The organism is Paenibacillus sp. sgz302115 (genome assembly GCF_056120445.1).
In genome coordinates this window covers 320,318-339,532 of sequence record NZ_JBVYOK010000006.1, presented here as the reverse complement: position 1 = coordinate 339,532, position 19,215 = coordinate 320,318, and the positions used below count along the sequence as shown (strand labels likewise).

Below are 19,215 nucleotides of genomic sequence, written 5' to 3'. Positions count from 1 at the left end.
GGGCTCAAATGACGCTCCGTAAGCACTCCGTCCGCGAGATGTTCGCCGAAGATGCTCATCTGCTGCAGATGCACCGAACTTACTGAACCTCCCGCCAGCTTATCGCTGCCGATACTGCCATCCGGCAGTAAATCCGCAGTGCAAGTCTCATCCGCCAAATGTTCCAGCTTGATTATGCCGGGGCTCAAATGACGCTCCGTAAGGACACCGTCCACGAGATGTTCGCCGTAGATGCTCATCTGCTGCAGATGCACCGAACTTACTGAGCCTTCCGCCAGTTTATCGCTGCCGATACTGCCATCCGGCAGCAGCTCCCCGCTGCGGACCTCATCCGCCAGATGCTCCAGCTTGATTATACCAGGGCTCAAATGACGCTCCGTAAGCACACCGTCCGCGAGATGTTCGCCGTAGATGCTCATCTGCTGCAAGTGCACCGAACTTACTGAGCCTTCCGCCAGCTTCTCGCTGCCGATACTGCCATCCGGCAGAAGTTCAGAAGTCAACGTATCCTCGGCCAGATGCTCCAGATGGATGCTGCCCGGGCGAATATGGCGACTGTCCACCGCTGCCGGAGTCAAATGGCCTCCATATATGCTGCCCGTAGCCAGATGATAGGAGCCCACTGAGCCCGATGCCAGCTTAATGCCGCCAATACTGCCGTTCGGCAGCAGCTCCGCGCTGCGGACCTCATCCGAGAGATGCTCAAGCTTGATCATACTGGAGCTCAGATGCCGCTCTTTAAGCGCTCCATCCGCAAGATGCTCGCCTTGTATGCTCATCTGCTGCAAGTGCGCCGAACTTACCGAGCCTTCCGCCAGCTTTTCACTGCCAATACTGCCGTCCGGCAGCAGTTCCCCGCTGCGGACCTCATCCGCCAGATGTGCGAGCTTGATCACACCGGGGTTCAAATGCCGCTCCTCTAGCACACTATCCGCCAGATGCTCGCCTTGTATGCTCATCTGCTGCAAGTGCGCCGAACTTACCGAGCCTTCTGCCAGCTTATCGCTGCCAATGCTGCCGTTCGGCAGCAGCTCCGCGCTATGAACCTCATCCGCCAGATGTTCAAGCTTGATCACACCGGGGTTCAAATGCCGCTCCTCTAGCACACTATCCGTCAGATGGTCACCGTATATGCTCTGCCATTGCAAATGTGCCGAGCTCACCGAGCCTACACCAAGTTTGCCGCTGCCAATGCTACCGTCCGGCAACAGTTCCGCGCTGCGGACCTCATTTGCCAGATGCTCAAGTTTGATCACACCGGGGTTCAAATGCCGCTCCTCCAGCACACCATCCGTCAGATGCTCGCTCTGTATGCTCTGCCATTGCAAATGTACCGAGTTCACAGAGCCTACACCAAGTTTGCCGCTGCCAATACTGCCGTCCGGCAACAGCTCCGCGCTGCGGACCTCATTCGCCAGATGTTCAAGCTTGATCATGCCGGGGTTCAAATGCCGCTCCTCTAGCGCTCCATCCGCCAGATGCTCACCTTGGATGCTATGCTGCTGCAGATGGGCCGAGCTTACTGAGCCTTCCGCCAGCTTATCGCTGCCAATACTGCCGTCCGGCAACAGCTCCGCGCTGCGGACCTCATCCGCCAGATGTTCAAGCTTGATCATGCCGGGGTTCAAATGCCGCTCCTCTAGCGCTCCATCCGCAAGATGCTCACCTTGGATGCTCTGTAGCTGCAGATGGGCCGAGCTTACCGAGCCTTCCGCCAGCTTATCACTGCCGATACTACCATCAGGCAACAGCTCCGCGCTGCGGACCTCATCCGCCAGATGTTCAAGCTTGATCATGCCGGAGTTCAAATGCCGCTCCTCTAGCGCTCCATCTGCAAGATGCTCGCCTTGTATACTCTGCCACTGCAAGTGTGCCGAGCTCACCGAGCCTACCGCCAGCTTATCGCTGCCAATGCTGCCATCCGGCAGCAGCTCCGCGCTGCGGACCTCATCCGCCAGATGTGCGAGCTTGATCAAGCCGGAATTCAAATGCCGCTCCTCAAGCACACCATCTGCAAGATGCTCGCCTTGGATGCTCTGCTGCTGCAGATGGGTCGAGTTCACCGAGCCTACCGCAAGTTTGCCGCTGCCAATGCTGCCATCCGGCAGCAGCTCCGCGCTGCGGACCTCATCTGCCAGATGTGCGAGCTTGATCAAGCCTGGCCGCAAGTGCCGCTCCTGCAGTATTCCGTCTATAAGATGCTCCCCGTAAATGCTCTCCTGCTGCACATGCAGCGAATTTATCGCCCCTGCTGCCAGCTTCCCGCTGTCGATGCTGCCATCCGGCAGCAGCTCAGAGGTCAGCGTCTCCTTAGCCAGATGCGCAAGCGTGATGCTGCCGGAAATGATATGGCGGCTCTCTACTGCACCCTCAGCCAAGTGGTTTCCATTTACGCTGCCCTGTATCAGGTGGGATGTGCCCACCGCTCCTTCCGCCAGCTTGCTTCCACCGATGCTGCCATCCGGCAGCAGCTCTGCACTGCGGACCTCATCCGCCAAATGCTCAAGCTTGATTTCGCCTGTACGGATATGATGGCCCAGGACCGCTTCCTCCGCCAAGTGTTCTGTGTGTATACTTCCTTGAGCGATATGGAAGGATTGAATCGACCCATCCAGCAGCTTTTCCCCACCGATACTGCTGTCCGGCAATATTTCACTACTGCGTACCTCTTCGGCCAGATGGGCCAGCGTCACTTCGCCTTGCCCGATATGCCGGCTTTCAACCGAAGCCTCCGCTAAATGCTTGCTCTCAACGCTTCCAGGCGAGAGATGGCGGGAAGCGACAGCCCCCTCTGTCAGCTTCGAGCCAGTGATACTGGCATCCTGTATTTGTATCGACGAGATAGAGCTCGGATTAATGTGTCCATTTCCGATAGACATTGGCCGAATATGCGTCCCGCTGACACTTCCCGGGGCGAGATGTCTGCCCTGCACCGCTGAGTCGCTGATCGAGCCCGGGCCGACCGCACCTGCTGACAAGTGCTCTGCCTGAACCGCCGCCCCCGCGAGCTTAGCGGCTTCTACGCTGTTGTCAGCCAGCTTGACAGCTGTAACCGATAAATCCCCCAGCTTATCGGTCGAAACACTTTCCGGCGACAGCTTCAGCGCAGTAACCGCATAATCAGCCAGATGATGCGGCTGCACCACACCGGCAGAGAGATGGATTTCCTTAACAGCACCGGTGGCCAGCTTCTCTCCAGATACCGCCCCATGCTGGAGCGCAGAAGAAGTTACACTGTTCTCGCTAAGATGTCTGCGCTCTACCGCCCCCGGTGCCAAATGCTCGGCATCCACCACTGCGCCCTGCAGCACCCGCCCGCTGACACTGGCATCGGCCAGATGCTTCTCCTCGACCGCACAATAAGCAACATGCTCTCCGCTAACCGCTTCCCTGGCCAGAGCAGCTCCATTAACCGAGCCCTGAGCCAGCTTGGCGGCGGTGATACTGCCATCTGCCAGCTTGGCGGAGGTCACGCTTTGCGGACGGAGATGCTCTGCCGCCACGGACTCAGACGCCAGTTGTTCTCCCGTAACCGCGCCGCTCGCCATATGGCTGGTAAGCACAGCCTCCTCCTGAAGCTGCACGGACCCAACCGATTCCGCCGCCAGATGGGAATGCTCCACAGACTCACGCTGCAAGTGGGCTGAGGCAATCGCCTGCATGGCGATCTGCGGGCCGCGCACAGCTGACTTGGCGATATGCCGTGTTGCCACCGATTCATCCGCCAGCTTATGTCCCAGAATACTCTGATCGGCGATTTTGGAGGAGGTGACCGCTTGCTCCACAAGCTGCGCCGTACCTACAGCGCCTTCCGCCAGCTTCACAAAAGAAATGCTCCGGTCCGCCAAATGACGGCTGCTGATTTCACCGTCGCCAATATGACTGCCGTTCACGCTTTCCGGACTCAGATGCTGTCCCCGAATGGCTTCCTTGCCGATCTGGCGCGAGCCCACAGCTCCTTCAGCGATATGGCCGCTTTCAATGACGCCGCTCTGAAGCTGTTCCTTGCCAATGAGCCGGCTGGCTAACTGCTCCGGACCTATCGCCCCCTGGGCCAGATGCTTCGCTGTGATTGCGCCGTCACTTACATGGCGGCTCTCGATAACTGCATCGCCCAGCTTGGCACTGCTAATTTCACCGTCGGCAATTTTGTCACCGGACACTGCACCATCAGCCAGCTTGGAATGGTCAATGCTTCCGTTTGCGAGATGGCGGCTGACTATGCTGCTGCTCATGATTTTCTCGCCGGTTACCGCCCCGTCCTCCAGCAGCTCCGAGGTGATGATACAATCGCTAAGATGGCGGCTGGTAATCGCCTGGTCGGCTATTTGCCCCCCTCCAATGATCCGGTCAGCCAGCTTTTCAGGGCCAATGCTGCCATTCTTCAGCTTCTCGCCGCCAATCGAATGATCCAGCAGCTTGCCGCCGCTGACGCTTCCCTCCGCCAAATGCTCACCCGAAACCGACTCAGGGGCCAGCTTAGAAGACGTTATTGCCTTGTCCGCGATGTTGATGCTTTGTACCGCATAATCCTGCAGCCAAGGTGTGCCGATAATGCCAAATTTCAGCTTAGATCCGTCAATAGTCCGTGGAGCAATCTTCCGGCCCGTAACCGCAGCGTCGGATAAATCATCGGTATACACCGGATGCAGGCGTTCTTTTTCCAGTAAGGCTGGAGCTTCCTCCACGAGCAAAGGTGCTGCAGCCACCTCATGCTGGCCCGATATTTCTACTGCCGGTTCCTGAGGCACCTCCTGATCAGGCAAATCTGGCTGAGCCAAATCCTCGGCTTCGAGCATATCTACCCCGCTTACCTGCAATAAATCAATGTCTGTATCCAGTACTTCAGAGTCGGCAATGTCCGAAAACTCCTGCACCCTGGGACTGCTATTCAGCATACTGAGTTCTCTCTTATTGGGATTATCCACAAAATATAGCCGTTTCTTCGAACTGCGGTGCTGATTTCTTCTGGAGCCCTTCACAAGCAGTCTCCTCCTTCCATCTGTCTTTTCTCCTAGGCATAATATGCAGCATGATGGGCGAATGACACCCATTGCCTGCAAGTCTGACAAATGTGCCTTAGCTTTGCTGGACCCCCGGACAACAGATTCATCAAGTGGAAACGGCTACGCCGTCCTTAAAAGGACGGTATCCGTTTCAGCGAGAAATAGAAGGATAAGTTATAGCGTAAAACATATAAATTTTTATATTTTGAAAAAAGGGCTTCCGCCGCCGCGCATTCGTCCATCCTAAAGGGCGGGTAACCACATACAATGACAGGAGGAAAGGGGATAGCCGAAAACACAGAAGATAACGGGAGGAACAAACATGGGGCAAAAGCTCGTTGGAATACTGCTAAATGCCGCTATGCACCGGGGCGTTCCCCGGTTAAAAACGGGACAGGAGTCGCTGGAGAGCTACGAGGAAGCCGCCGCCGCATACGGATTGATCCCTTGCTTTCTGAAGTTGTCGGACATTGATACGGAATCCGGCTATAGCATCGCCTATATTAAGGGTCCTCAGGGCTACCGGAGAACTGTCATTCCAACGCCGGGCGTGATTCACAACCGGGCCATCTACGACCCGGGCTACCGGGGAGTTGACAGGCTGCTTCGCAGCGGTGTCCTGGTGTACAATACATGCAACCGCTACGGCAAAGATCAAATTCATGGACTGCTTCAGCAAAATGCCGGGCTGAGCGGGCTGCTGCCGGATACTTCAGCCGGATTTTCCGGACTGAAGGAGATGATGGGCAGCTATCCGGATCTCATCCTCAAGCCATGCCGCGGGAGTATCGGCAAAGGCATCATGCGCCTGTCCCGGAGCAGCGCAAGCCGCTGGATCTTGAGTTATCTTCCGGACGGTGCAAGCCGCTGGGCCAGCGCAGAGGTGAATCCGGAGGCTCTGCCAAGAGCGCTTCGGGCGCGTTTTGCCGCGATACCGTATCTTGTGCAGGAGCGCATCCCGCTGGTCGAGATTGACCGGCGGCCGTTTGATCTGCGGGTTACCGTCCAGCGCGGCTGGGGCGGAGATTGGCAGGTAACCGGACTGTTCGCCAAACGGGCCGGCCCCGGCGGCTTCGTGTCCAACATCGCCCGGGGAGGCGAAGCGATGAATGCTTCGTATGCGCTGGAGCAGGTATTCTCCAGCGAGATGGCGGCAGGAATCCGCATGTCCGTCCTGACGATCAGCCTCAGCATCGCCCGTGAGCTGGAGCGAAGCCTGCCCGGACTTGCCGACATCGGCCTGGATATCGGCATCACCGCAAATGGCCGGATCTATTTCATTGAATGCAACGGTCGCGACCAGCGCTACGGCTTCCGCAGAGCCGGGCTGACTGAAACCTGGAAGGACAGCTACCGGAAGCCAATGGAGTATGCGCGTTTCCTGCTTGACAATCCTTCGCGATATAACAGTTATTGATTTGTCTCCTATTCTATGTCAATATAATGCAGAGCGGAAACGGTCCCGGTCCCCGGGTCCGTACCGCTGCATGATGGAAGGGAGATGGGCATGGTAAAACAATTGCTGCGGCTGATGACCGAGCTGTCCTCACACAGATGGCTTTCCCGGTTAATGGGGACCTTTTCCCATAGCAGACTCAGCCGTTTTTTGATCCCGGCATTTATTCGGACTTATCATATTCCCGCAGCCGAAGCGGAGAAGCATTCCGGCGAGTACCGGACGCTGAATGAATTTTTCAGCCGCCGCCTGAAATCCGGCATGCGGCCTGTCACCGGCAGTGAGAACGCTGTAGCCAGCCCGGTGGATGCCCTGATTACAGCCATGGGCGAGATTCATTCCGGAACGATTATGAATGTTAAAGGACAGGATTATGAGCTGGAAGAGCTGCTGAACCACTCTCCGCATCTGGAGCTGTACAAAAAAGGATTTTTCTTCGTATTGTATCTGAGCCCTACCGATTACCACCGGATTCACTCGCCGATTACCGGACGCAAGGTGGAGAGCGAGCATATCCGCGGACGGGCCTACCCTGTCAATGAGTTTGGCATGAGACATATGAAGGGTGTGCTGAGCCGCAACGAAAGGCTCATTACTTATATCGCCGGAGCAAGCGGTGAAGCCGCTGTGGTGAAGGTTGGTGCGATGAACGTCAGCAGCATCCGTTATTCCAATGAAGAGGCTGACCATTGGCAGATTGGCGACGATCTGGCCTATTTCGAATTCGGCTCAACTGTAGTGCTGCTCCTGGAGAACGGCAGCTTTACGCCGCGCCCCGGACTCGTAAGCGAGACCAAGGTGAAGATGGGCGAGCTGCTGGGCACATTGCACCGTCCTACTTAAAAGCTTGACCCTGATAGACAAAGAAGAGATGCCTCAACAATCAAAGCCCCGTCCAAAGGCACGTAAGCGATGCCTTGACGGGGCTTTGATTTTTTTACGTTTACCGCACAAAGGTATTGCTTACCCGCTCCGATTTCAGAAAATAAGTGACCCATATAGCGCAGGTAAAGACCGATCTTATAAGATTACGGATGCCGCTTCCTTCGTTAGTCTCTCTTGAAAGCGGTATATTCAACAATAAAATATAATCAATAAGACTTATAAGCAGGTTGCTGCAAAAGAGCAGAATGATCACTCGGGGTAATAAAGCCTTTTTTTGATAGAACAACACCAAAGAAAAGATACAGAGCAGCAGCAACAGCACATTCGCAGCGGCCTCAAATACAATCAGCGGAGCCCAAAGCGGATGGTATAGCTCTCCCTGTACGGATGTAAGCATATCCCAGTACTCCGGGCTGAAGCTTGGAAGGTTGTAGTTCAATAGCTGTAACGCCACCATAAACAACGTTGCAATCAACCCAATCTGTACAAGCACCAGCCAGCCCCCGAGACCTGAAGGACCAAATGGAGTATATTTTTTGGATTCCTGCTGAGCTTCGATTTTCAATTATTTCTTCCTCCTTGAGCCTTTTCAACATATTCAATTGAAGCCAGTCACACTAACGTCAAAAAGCTCTGCAGAGCTGATATCATTGCAGCTTCGGTTACTATAACAGCCGGACTATTCCGTCACCTTGCTCTGATTCGCCACCTCACGGGCTTTGGCCTGAACCTCTTCCGGCTCTCCGAGATAGAAGCGGTTAATTGGCTTCACATCATCGTCCAGCTTGTAGACCAGAGGAACCCCGGTCGGGATATTCAGATCCAGTAGCGTCGGCTCATCGAGATCCTCCATGAATTTGATCAGCGCCCGCAGCGTATTGCCATGCGCCGAGATCAGCACCCGCTCCTTCTTGCGGATCAGCGGCACAATGCGGTTGCCCCAGAAATCGCCGACACGGTGCACCGTATCCTCCAGGCTCTCGCCGCGCGGAATATCACCGGAGCGGACCTCCTTGTAGCGGATGTCGTTTCGCGCATAACGCGGATCATCCGGGTCCAGCAAAGGCGGACGGACAGACAGGCTGCGCCGCCAGATATGGAGCTGCTCTTCGCCGTATTTTACCGCGGTTTCACTCTTGCTCAGCCCCTGCAGCGCACCGTAATGCCGCTCGTTCAGCTTCCAGGATTTCTGTACGGGAATCCACAGCAGATCCATCTCATCCAGCACATAGTTCAGCGTCTTAATCGAACGCTTCAGCACAGAAGCAAAGGCAAGATCGAACGTATAGCCCGCCTCCTTCAGCAGCTTGCCCGCCGCTTTGGCCTCCTCCACACCTTTTTCGGTCAAATCGGGGTCGCTCCAGCCTGTGAACAGATTCTGGCGGTTATACTCGCTTTCTCCATGACGTATCAATACGACTTCATACATAATTTCTCCTCCTGCCTATAGTTGGATCGTGACTGCCGCTTACGGCTTATATGATTTCCAGCTGAGTTCAGCGGATTTCCGACGGGCTTTTTCCGGTGTGCTGCTTGAATTGCCGGCTGAAAAAGAAAATGTCGCGGTAACCCAGCGCATCCGCCACCTCAGTTACATTCATTCCGGCATATAGCAGCAAATGCTGGGCCCGCTCGATTCGGGCGCGGATGACGTAAGACTGGACGGAAGAGCCGGTAATCTCCTTGAACTTGATCGAAAAATAACGCGGCGACAGCCCCGCCCGGGCTGCCAGATCCTCTACCCGGTGTGAGGCCCCGGGATGCTGGCTTACATAGTTGGCTACCTCGTGGATGACCTCTGCCAGCTGGTTGCTGATATGCCGCTCCACAGGCATCACCTGATCTTCACGCAGCAGATGGATCATCAGTTGCTTCAAGATAAGCTGCCCCTCCTCCTCGGCGGCGAAGGTTTTCACCAGGAACAGGCGGACATACCTGGCAAGCAGATGCTCAAATTCCACCGTTTCCGTCATCTCGCGATAAGAGTCTGGAATCTCTTTTACCGCTTCGGTGATATCAAAGTGAATGTATGTAAGCACAAGCGGTTTTTGCGGATTATGGGTAGCGCTTGTATGATCTCCCGGACGGAACAGAAAGCAGCTTCCTTTGCCCACCTGAAACGGCACACCATTCTGCACAACTGTGCCTTCTCCGCTCCAGACATAAAATAAATCGTAATTTTGCAGCGGCTTCTCTCTTTTTTGCCACTTCCAGCCCGGCTCGCAGACGATTTTCGCCAAGGCCGGCAGGATGACAAAAGAGGTCGGCGATGCATGCAGCATAATGTTCCCTCCTAAAAGTTTGTGAGCGTTACTTCCTGTGCATACTTCGTACAAACTCGCTTCGGAAGCATCATCTTAAGTTTTGCGGAAATTTTGCTTCTTCGATATTACTTTGCAGCAAAACTCTTTGCTCATCTATTTGCAGACTATCCTTGCGCAAGCTTCTACTGCACTTTGTACAATAGACAGCCATGCCGCTCTTTCGCGGCACTTCAGACGATGAAATTTCATAGAAGGCCCTCAATTTGGCTTCGCCAAATTCGAGGCTTCCATAACAATGTCCTCTGTTCGGACATCGTTATTTCAGGATAGAATAGCGGAATGAGCGCAGAGTTTTCAATTCTGCTGCACTTTGTACAACCAAAAAGCTCAAATCCGCCGATTCTCTGCAGGCAAGCGCAAATCTGTTGCACAGAATGCAGCAGAATTCATTTTCGGAGCACGATCAGGCAATTTGGCTGTATCAAATACAACAGAAATTGTTTTAACATTCATTCAGCATACGTCCCTAATCATCCCTTACTTCTCATAATACCTTGTCCCGCTCCATTTTGCACATCGCTCCAGGCCAGCAGCAGGCGGTTGACCCCTTCCTCCAGCCCGGCAGCATCTAAATGGGAAAAAGAAAAGCAGGCCGCCGGCTCGCCAGGCACGACCCTGTACAACGCCGCGTCCCGGAAGTCCGTGCCGCGCCGGACCGCCGCCGCACGGAAGGCGGCAAATTCCGCTGCGCCGCGCAGCCAGCGCGCATAAATATGCAAGCCCGCATCGCCGGGCAGCGGCTCAAAAAGCATCCCAAGCCGCTCCGCCAGCAGCGAGCGGAACAAGCGGGCACGTTCGCCATAGATGCGCGTCATCCGCCGCAGATGCCGGCTGTAGGCGCCGGTCTGCATGAAGCGGGCCAACGCCCGCTGCTCCAGCCGGCCTCCCGGAAGCGGCTCATACAGCGCTTTGGCGGCGGTCACCGGCTGTACCAGCGAGGGAGGAAGCACCGCATAGCCCAGCCGCAGCCCGGAGAACATGCTGTTCGTGAAGGAGCCGACATACACGACCCGCTCCTCACGGTCGAGCGCTTTCAGCGGCTCTATGGGCCGGCCGGCCCAGCGGAACTCGCTGTCGTAATCATCCTCCACAATGACCGCCGCCTGCCGCCGCGCCCATTCCAGCAAATGCCGCCTCCGGTCAAGCGGCAGTACCGCACCGGTCGGAAATTGGCGGCTTGGCGTAACGAACAGTAGCCGGGCCGCCCACTCCTGCGGCACAAGTCCGCTTCCATCCACCTTGCCAGGCAGCAGCCGTCCGCCGCAAATTTCCACGGCCCTACGGACACCGTGAAATCCGGGGTCCTCCACAACGGCGGGGCTGCCGGGCGTAAGCAGCAGCTGTGTCAGAATGACAATGCCCTGCATGGAGCCGCTGAACAGCACGATATGCTCCGCTTCCGCCCGGATTCCACGGGTCACCCGCAGATGAGAAGCGATGGCCCGGCGCAGGCTTTCTTCCCCTTGGGGCGGGCAGTAGCCTTCCAGCCGCCCGCCGCTTTTGCCTCCGGCATAATTCAGCGCACTCCTCCATTCGGCGTAAGGGAAATGCTCCATCAGCATCCCCTGGCTGCGGAAGCTGATGACCCCCTCCCTCACCTGCTCATAGATGGATACGTGATGCTCCATGAGCCGCTCCCCCCAACTGGAGAGCGGGATCGCAGCGGACGCGCCGGATATTGCTTCGGCTGATGCAGCCCCCGCCTGTACATCGGCTGCTGGGCTTGCAGCGGCAGCATCACCTTCAGCCCTCCCCGCGGGAAGGCCAGCGAAGCTCCCATCCGCAACAAAAGTGCCCCGGCCCGTCTCAGCCTTAATATAACCGTCGGCCAGCAGCATGTCATAGACCTGCGCCGCCGAGCCGCGCGACACCTGGTACAGCTCCGCCAGCTTCCGGGTTGACGGCAGCCTCGTCCCTCCCGGCAGCGTACCATCGAGAATGGCTGCGCGGAGCGCGTGGTACAGGGCCAAATATTTATAGCGATGAATAGCCAAATACTGGTCATAAGGCAATGTGAAATTCATCTTTCCATCCTCCCTGCTCCAAAGTGGACTATTAAAATTAATGTAAATCGGTCCTTTTTTATTGTCAATTCTTCCTCTATGCTAATTAAACCGATTGACCCTGGAGCGTGAGGCTCCGCCACTAATTCAGAAGAGGAAGTGCAACAATGCGCAGAAAAGAATTTCAAGTAGAGCAGGAAGAGGAACTAACCGAATTTCTGAACGGGATGAGCTTTGGTTTTCTCGGCACCAGTGATGGGGAGGGGCAACCGAGAGTAACGCCGGTGAATTTTGTGTACAGCGAAGGCAACATCTATTTCCACGGCAGCCATGCCGGAGGCAAAATGAAAAGCATCCTCCAGAATCCGCAGGTCTGCTTCACCGTTGCCGACGAATATGCGCTGATTCCTTCGTATTTCAGTGATTCCGAGCTTGCATGCCCCGCCACCGCTTTTTTTAAAAGCGTAACCGCCTATGGACAGGCCGAGCTGGTAGAGAGCATTGCTGAAAAAGCAGCCGTACTCACCCTTTTTATGCAAAAGCTCCAGCCGGAGGGCGGCTATGCTCCAATAGATGCTGAAGACCCCAGATACCGTCCAGCACTCAAAGGTGTCGCAGTCGTGCGTATCGTTCCCCGGGAGCTGACTGCCAAGTTCAAATTCGGCCAAAATCTGAAGGAGGAGGCGCGGGCTTCAGTCACCGGGGGCCTTACGGACAGAAACGGGCCGCGCGATGCCGAAACCATAGCGATGATGGAAAAATACTGCCCTTATCACAACAACAACAATTGAAGCTGAACAGGACACAATTCTCATAGAAGTGCTACAATATAGCCTATAAAAGCTATAGATCGGCGGGACGTGCGATGGAATATTTATACCACTACTATGATGAATCCACCGGGCCTTTTCAGAATTTATCCGATTTGCCGCCCGAGGAAGCGGAGAGTGTTCTTGAGGGCATACGCCAGCAGAGCAAGGGATTTGCCAGCAAGCGTTCAGCGGATTATCTTGGCATTCGCCGCGGACTGGAGCAGAAAGCCCGGAATGCTTTTATCTCCAAAGGAGGCCGTCCGGTCCGCCAGCACCCCCATTATATGACCTTCGGAAGCTGTCCTTGGCTGCTGGAATGGTATCCGCGCGGCGCTGAACTGCGGATTCCGGTTGCAGACTTTTCCCCCAAATGCATCAGCTTTACGTATGGCGATTTGTTCCCGGCGATGAGGGTTATGGACGGCAAGATTTACCGGGGGCAGGTGTATACACTGGAGGAGATTCGGGAGGTCATTTCGCAATTCGGCTGGCCGCAAGAATGGAACCCGAGGGGCGATCAAGGCCCGGAGCGCTACATTGAAGTGCAGGTCTGGGAGAACCCTCCGCTAATAATCTAAAAGTATTTTAAAAATACGTCTTTCGCCAGTGACGGCTGGGAATCGCGGTGATATAATGTTAGGCAATGTTAACGTATATCCCAGATGAATACCGGAAGGATGAAACTGATGAATCCACTGGCTGGACAATTGAATGACAGCATCAAATCAGGCAATGAACATGTGTACGAGATGCTCTCCGATCTTGGCAAGGCGATCTATTTTCCAAAAGAGGGTATTCTGAGCCAATCCGCTGAAGCAACCGCTCACGCTAAAAAATACAATGCGACCATCGGGATTGCCACTGAAAAAGGCATGCCTATGCACCTTGGCGTTATTCAGGATAAGCTCTCCGCCTACAGTCCCAAGGATTTGTACGGCTATGCTCCGCCAGCAGGCAAACCGGAGCTGCGCACCGTATGGCGGGAAAAGATGCTGCGCGAGAATCCGTCGCTTGAAGGCAAGTCCTTCGGCAACCCTATCGCTACAAATGCCCTGACTCATGGGATCAGCATCGTTGCCGACCTGTTCGCAGATCCAGGCGACGCCATCATCTATCCGGACAAAAACTGGGAGAATTACGAGCTGACCTTCGGCATCCGCCGTCTCAGCAACATCGTTAACTTTCCGCTGTTTACTGAAGACATGGGCTTTAACAGCGAAGGACTGCTGGCCGCTCTGCTAGCCCAGAAAGAACGCGGCAAAGCGATTGTGCTGCTCAACTTCCCAAACAACCCTACGGGCTACACGCCGGGTCTTAAGGAAGGTGAAGCCATCGTAGCCGCTATTCTGCGTGCCGCAGAGGAAGGCATCAATGTCGTAGTGGTCAGCGACGACGCTTATTTCGGGCTCTTTTTCGAGGATTCGCTTAAGGAATCACTGTTCGGCCGTCTGGCCAATCTGCATCCGCGTGTACTCGCCGTGAAGGTGGACGGAGCGACCAAAGAGGAGTTCGTCTGGGGCTTCCGTGTCGGCTTCATCACCTACGCTTCCGAGAGTAAGGAACTGCTGAATGCTCTGGAGCAAAAGACAATGGGCATTATCCGGGCCACCATCTCCAGCGGATCGCATCCGTCGCAGACCTTTGTGCTGGACGCGCTCAAGTCGCCGGAATTCCCCGCCCAGAAGGAAGAGAAGTTCCAGATCATGAAGGGCCGTGCCAACAAAGTGAAGACACTACTGGACAGCGGCAAATACGGCAATGACGTATGGACCTATTACCCGTTCAATTCCGGTTACTTCATGTGCCTGAAGCTGCACACCGTTTCGGCTGAAGAGCTGCGGGTTCATCTGATCCATAACTACGGCCTGGGCACGATTGCCCTGGGCGAGACCGATCTGCGCATTGCTTTCTCATGTATTGAGGAAGAGCAGCTTGAGGATCTGTTCGACCTGGTCTACGCGGGGATCCGCGATTTGGAAAAAGCCTGATTTTCTCGGACTCTCAATAGATGTGTCAGCCCCGGCCCAGCCGGGGCTGTTTTTTTGCCGCCTATTATGGCATTGGCCTATACAAGTTCTTCCCTCCGCACATACAATACGATGTACTCAAGTACAATATTTCAGACGCGAAAGGGGAATGAACATGAGCGAAGAAGTTAGAGGCGGATATGGACACCCTATGTTTACAAGCACCGGTGCAATTCTGGTTCTCTTTATCCTGCTGGTTATCATCAGCCGTTCACTCTTTATCTAACCGGGAATGATCATCCCGGGAGGGGGCCCCGGCTCTCTCCCACCTTGCCCGCGTTTTTTATCATTCCTCGTTCCAAGCTGAAGCTATGACGGACCTAACATATCCAGCCGCATATATCTAAAAAAAACGCCTTGATCGGAGCGCAGCTCCATCAAGGCGTTTAATTGTTAGATATCCTCTTCCCGGCGCGCTTCCTTGCGGATGGAAGAGCGCTGGAACAGATAGGCCACGAGGCCTCCGGCCAGGAAGGTGCCGATTACAGGCAAAGGCCGGTCAGGGACCGTCGCCAGGAAAGGCAGGCCGGTCAGCACAGCCAGCAGCAGATGCGTGCGGAAGATGAACTGGATAGTGCTGCTTCCCTTGCTGCCCTCAGGCAACGGGTAGACTGTCAGCCAGAATGACTCGCTGTGCAGCTTACGCAGCGCAGACAACTGCACGCCCATAATCAGAAGGAAGAACAGATAAATACCGCTGCCGATGTAACTGCCCCGGTTCCACCAGACCAGGAACAGCGCCAGAATCGCTATCCTGCTAACAATCCCGAAGATATCTCCCCGGGCGAAGCTTTTGGTTAGCAGAAAGCGGTAAGCAGTATTCCGCCGCCAGGCGAGGCCGCTCCCCCACTTGGACAAGTAGCGCCGGACATAGACACGCTGTTCCCGTCCCGGCACATCCACGAACCAGCCGAGAATCATCAGCGCTATCGCTCCCTGATTCTTCTCGATGGCTATAAGCCTTTCCCAGGGAACAGAATGGCGTCCGGGAACGCTCAGCGCTGCCACATAGGCTGCCGCCAGAATTACCATGAAGAGAAGTGCCCGGAGAGAAGGCTGCCAGAGCCATGCGGCAATCATCAAGCCGCCCGCTGACCAGCGCAGCAGAGCGTAGCTAAACGCAGCCGGACGCGACAGCATGGCGATCTCCCGCCATAGGCCAAAGCTTGCCAGCAGCTTCACCAGAATCAGCACGATAAGTGTTGCAAACAGCATTTTATGTGAATCATCCGTCCGTATGTACAGAGGCCAGAGAGTTATCAATACGAAAGCCAGACGGACAATCTTCCACACATTCCCGGACACCCAGGCCGGGGCAAAATATTCCTTCATCCGGTGGCCCTGTGGCAGCAGAAAAATCGTATCCGGGCTCTGCAGATACGTCCGGAAGCTGCTGTGCACCGCTGCTGGAAGCAGCACTGCAAGCATAATCCAGCGGATCGGAATGCCTTCCGGGATATTGCGGAGCAGCGAAGTGTACCAGGCCGAGAAGAGGATCAGCACCAGTAGTAACAGCATAGCCACACCGCTCTGAATGATATAACCCACATATGGAATCATGCTTCGCGCGAACCGGCTGCGCCGCTGCCGGCGCAGCTCCTTCAAATCCATATCATTTCCCTCCCTGAACCAGCTCGTAGAACAGCTGCTCCAAATTCAGGCCCTGCAACCCGGCGGCTGCGGTCATTTCAGCAAGCGTGCCTTCCGCAATGACCTTGCCGCGATGCAGCACAATGAACCGGTCGCAGTAATTCTCAATAGTCGAGAGAATGTGGGAGCTTAACAGAATCGAAGCTCCGGTTTTCTTCAAATCGAGCATAAAATCGAGTAAAGAGCGAATACCCAGCGGGTCAAGCCCCAAAAAAGGCTCGTCGATAACATACAGAGCCGGACGCGCCACAAAAGCGCACATGATCATGACCTTCTGCTTCATGCCCTTGGATAAATGCGAGGACAGAGTATCCATCTTGTCCTCCATATTAAAAAGTGCGGCCAGCTCGCGGCTGCGGGCTTCATAATCACTGCGCTCCACACCGTAAGCTCTGGCGGTAAATTCCACATGCTCGCGTACCGTCATTTCCTCATAGAGCAGCGGGGATTCCGGCACAAATGACAATGCGCTGTGATATGCTTCCGGGTCGCTGCTCCGCGTCTTGCCCTGGACGGCAATCTCGCCTTTATGCGGTGACATCAGGCCCAGAATATGCTTCATTGTCGTGCTTTTGCCTGCTCCGTTTAGTCCGATCAGCCCAACCATTTCTCCGGGCTTCACCTGAAGGCCTATATCGTGAAGCACCGGCTTGTTCAGGCTGTAACCTCCGCTTAAGCCCGTAATTTGCAATACGGGGGCAGTATTCATTGACCGTCACCTCTCGTGGTTTTGTCTTTCAACCATCTTGGCGCTCCCTTGTTCTTGCGGTTCTTCTCGCGTTCCGCACTGCTGCGCCCCTTGCCCGCGGGAGCCGCTCCGCCGCGTGTCCCTGCGGCGGGACCCGGACTGCGGCGCTGCTGCCCGCGCCGCTCTTCTGCAGCCGCTCCCGGCGGGTGCGGCGCAAAAGTATCAGCGGCGCCTGAGCCTGCCGCCGCCGAAGTCCGCACCTGCGGCTTGCCGCTGCGTGGCGCAGAGCCGCCCGCGCGTGGGCCGCTGCTTTCGCGGCGGCCCGAACCGGAACTGCTGCGGGCTTCACCCTCAGCCAGTACCTTGCCGCCCGCCATTTCCCGCTCTGTCAGCTGGATATCCAGCTCCTTGGCAAATTTGCGCATGATGAACGTCTGCTGCTCCGTAACGATGGTCACGGACAAGCCGCGCCGTCCCATGCGGCCCGTGCGTCCGGCCCGGTGGACGTAGTGCTCGGAATCGAATGCGGGATCGTAGCTTACGACCAGCGTCAGATTCTCAATGTCAAGGCCCCGGGCCGCCACATCGCTGGCTACCAGCACACGGAACTTGCCATCGCGGAAGCGGGCAAGCACATTGCTGCGCGTGACCTTGTCGGCGTCGCCGTACAGTGCCGCTGCCGTGAGCCCCAGATAGTTCAGCTTGGCCGTTACTTCGGCGATATCCTCAGTCGCATTAACAAATACGATGGCCCGCTCCGGGTTGTAATGGCGGATGACCCGGCGGAGCATATCCATCTTGTTCCGCTCCTCTGACACCACATAATAGTGTTCCAAGGTCTGGGCCGTCATTACACCCGGCTCGATGCCAACTTCAGCCGGGTTCTTCATCTCCCGTGCGGCAAGCGCCTTCGTCTCCGGTCCGATGGTCGCCGACAGCATGACCAATTGCCGTGTACGCAGGGCGCTGCTGACGACCTTGGTTACCTCGCCTGCGCCGCTGAGCTGGAACATCTGGTCAGCCTCGTCAATGACTATCGTGCTGACCTCATGCATCTTCAGCTTGCGCAGCCCGATCAGCTCCCGGATGCGTCCGGGAGTACCAACAACAAGCTGCGGATGCTCGCGCAGCTTATCAATCTGGCGCTTAATGGCCGCGCCGCCGATCAGTCCCATCACCTTGATGCCGCGGTGAGCTCCGTAACGCTCTGCCTCGCGGAGAATCTGCATCGCCAGCTCCTGGGTAGGTGCCAGCACGAGCTTCTGCACCACCCGCTGCTCCGGGTTGATTCCTTGAAGCAGCGGCAGCAGGTATGCCAGCGTTTTGCCGGTGCCTGTCTGGGATGCGGCAAGCACGTCCCTTCCCGCAAGCAGCAGCGGAATCGTCTGCTCCTGTACGGGAGACGGGGCCTGAATGCCGAATTCCGACAATCGGGTAACGAGGTCCTCCTGGATGCCGATGGCCGCAAAAGAAGCTTTATTCATAGTAGGTATTCATCCTTTTCGCTTGAGATAATATGTTCATTATATGCCAAAAAGGCCTCTCCACCAAATGGGAGGCCGCTTAATCCATTCGAAAAAGTCTATTTCCGGTTCAGCATGTTATAGGTGATCCTGTCTGCAAGCCGGGGGAACAGACCATAGAACCGCATGCCAACCGCCGCGAAGCCGGGAAGATCAATTTCCTCCTTGCCCTTCTCTATCAGCTTAACGATCTTCATGGACACATGCTCCGGCGTCATCATAATCCGGGCGACGCTTTTCTCATAGTTGCCTGAAGGATCGGCTGTTTGGAAGAACTCAGTGGCAATCGGCCCCGGATTCACCGCCGAGACGATAATCCCGCTCTTGCGCAGCTCCTGGCGGAGCGCATTCGTGAAGCCCAGAACAGCATGTTTGGTTGCCGTATAGGCAACGGACCGTGCCGTGCCGATTTTGCCAGCGATGGAGGCCACATTGACAATCTGCCCGCTGCCCCGTTCCAGCATATGTGGAACTACTATCTTCGTGCACCGGACAATCCCCATATAGTTTACATTCATCATATCATCGAATTCCTGGGGCTCCATCTCGGTAAAAGCAGCAAATTTGCCGTATCCTGCGTTATTAAGCAATACATCAATTTTTCCATATGTAGCGAGTATTTCTGCAAAGGTCCGCTCGACTTCCGCCTCATTTGTAACGTCACAGGTGTACAATCCAAAAACGCCCGGTATACCGGCCGCCGTTTCCTTGAGCTTGCTTTCCGAACGGGCCAACAGAATGGGAATCGCCCCACGCTTGCTGAGCATCTGCGCCGTAATTTTTCCGATCCCGCTCGAAGCTCCGGTTATTACAACCACTTTATCCTGTAGTCTCATGGAAT

15 protein-coding genes are annotated in these 19,215 nt (G+C 55.6%); 6 read left to right on the top strand and 9 right to left on the bottom strand.

Going from position 1 to position 19,215, the window contains the following annotated elements; genetic code table 11:
* A partial coding sequence (locus tag AC0LWN_RS15110) for a hypothetical protein (protein ID WP_474666617.1) occupies positions 1-4,982 on the bottom strand: 4,982 nt, incomplete at its 3' end.
* Positions 4,983-5,328: 346 nt separating this feature from the next.
* Here AC0LWN_RS15110 and AC0LWN_RS15105 point away from each other — a divergent pair.
* Entirely contained in the window at positions 5,329-6,423 is a 1,095-nt protein-coding gene (locus AC0LWN_RS15105) for a YheC/YheD family endospore coat-associated protein (RefSeq protein WP_474666615.1), read from the top strand.
* 90 nt (positions 6,424-6,513) lie between these two features.
* Entirely contained in the window at positions 6,514-7,305 is a 792-nt protein-coding gene (asd, locus tag AC0LWN_RS15100) for an archaetidylserine decarboxylase (RefSeq protein ID WP_458967879.1), read from the top strand.
* A gap of 100 nt (positions 7,306-7,405) precedes the next feature.
* Here the strand turns inward: asd and AC0LWN_RS15095 are convergent, their stop codons facing one another.
* The 4 genes from AC0LWN_RS15095 to pdxR all read right to left on the bottom strand — a co-directional run bounded on the left by AC0LWN_RS15095 (position 7,406) and on the right by pdxR (position 11,695).
* The gene (locus AC0LWN_RS15095) at positions 7,406-7,912 is read right to left on the bottom strand and encodes a DUF2569 domain-containing protein (RefSeq protein ID WP_474666613.1); all 507 of its coding nucleotides are present in this window, start codon (positions 7,910-7,912) and stop codon (positions 7,406-7,408) included.
* Positions 7,913-8,026: 114 nt separating this feature from the next.
* On the bottom strand, positions 8,027-8,776 hold the full coding sequence (gene gpmA / locus AC0LWN_RS15090; protein ID WP_474666611.1) for a 2,3-diphosphoglycerate-dependent phosphoglycerate mutase: 750 nt from the start codon (positions 8,774-8,776) through the stop codon (positions 8,027-8,029).
* A 67-nt stretch (positions 8,777-8,843) separates the two neighbouring features.
* Positions 8,844-9,629 carry a helix-turn-helix domain-containing protein gene (locus AC0LWN_RS15085; protein ID WP_474666609.1) on the bottom strand — a complete coding sequence of 262 codons (786 nt, stop codon included), beginning with the start codon at positions 9,627-9,629 and terminating at the stop codon, positions 8,844-8,846.
* 512 nt (positions 9,630-10,141) lie between these two features.
* Positions 10,142-11,695: a MocR-like pyridoxine biosynthesis transcription factor PdxR gene (pdxR, locus tag AC0LWN_RS15080; RefSeq protein WP_474666607.1), complete on the bottom strand. Its 1,554-nt coding sequence runs from the start codon at positions 11,693-11,695 to the stop codon at positions 10,142-10,144.
* A gap of 146 nt (positions 11,696-11,841) precedes the next feature.
* Between pdxR and AC0LWN_RS15075 the strand changes: the two genes are divergently transcribed.
* The 4 genes from AC0LWN_RS15075 (at position 11,842) to AC0LWN_RS15060 (ending at position 14,739) form a co-directional block, all read left to right on the top strand.
* Positions 11,842-12,465, top strand: coding sequence for a pyridoxamine 5'-phosphate oxidase family protein (locus tag AC0LWN_RS15075; protein WP_474666604.1), 624 nt, complete (start codon positions 11,842-11,844; stop codon positions 12,463-12,465).
* Positions 12,466-12,539: 74 nt separating this feature from the next.
* Positions 12,540-13,064 carry a hypothetical protein gene (locus AC0LWN_RS15070; RefSeq protein ID WP_474666602.1) on the top strand — a complete coding sequence of 175 codons (525 nt, stop codon included), beginning with the start codon at positions 12,540-12,542 and terminating at the stop codon, positions 13,062-13,064.
* Between the two features lie 108 nt (positions 13,065-13,172).
* Complete coding sequence (locus AC0LWN_RS15065; protein ID WP_474666600.1) at positions 13,173-14,474, top strand: aminotransferase class I/II-fold pyridoxal phosphate-dependent enzyme; 1,302 nt, start codon at positions 13,173-13,175, stop codon at positions 14,472-14,474.
* 154 nt (positions 14,475-14,628) lie between these two features.
* On the top strand, positions 14,629-14,739 hold the full coding sequence (locus AC0LWN_RS15060) for a YjcZ family sporulation protein (protein WP_474666598.1): 111 nt from the start codon (positions 14,629-14,631) through the stop codon (positions 14,737-14,739).
* 167 nt (positions 14,740-14,906) lie between these two features.
* Here the strand turns inward: AC0LWN_RS15060 and AC0LWN_RS15055 are convergent, their stop codons facing one another.
* The 4 genes from AC0LWN_RS15055 to AC0LWN_RS15040 all read right to left on the bottom strand — a co-directional run bounded on the left by AC0LWN_RS15055 (position 14,907) and on the right by AC0LWN_RS15040 (position 19,210).
* Entirely contained in the window at positions 14,907-16,124 is a 1,218-nt protein-coding gene (locus AC0LWN_RS15055) for an ABC transporter permease (RefSeq protein WP_474666596.1), read from the bottom strand.
* 1 nt (position 16,125) lies between these two features.
* Positions 16,126-16,872 carry an ABC transporter ATP-binding protein gene (locus tag AC0LWN_RS15050; protein ID WP_474666594.1) on the bottom strand — a complete coding sequence of 249 codons (747 nt, stop codon included), beginning with the start codon at positions 16,870-16,872 and terminating at the stop codon, positions 16,126-16,128.
* Positions 16,869-18,335: a DEAD/DEAH box helicase gene (locus AC0LWN_RS15045; RefSeq protein ID WP_474666592.1), complete on the bottom strand. Its 1,467-nt coding sequence runs from the start codon at positions 18,333-18,335 to the stop codon at positions 16,869-16,871. The genes AC0LWN_RS15050 and AC0LWN_RS15045 overlap by 4 nt, the downstream gene beginning before the upstream one ends.
* Positions 18,336-18,433: 98 nt before the next feature.
* Complete coding sequence (locus tag AC0LWN_RS15040) at positions 18,434-19,210, bottom strand: SDR family NAD(P)-dependent oxidoreductase (RefSeq protein ID WP_474666590.1); 777 nt, start codon at positions 19,208-19,210, stop codon at positions 18,434-18,436.
* Positions 19,211-19,215 lie beyond the last annotated feature (5 nt).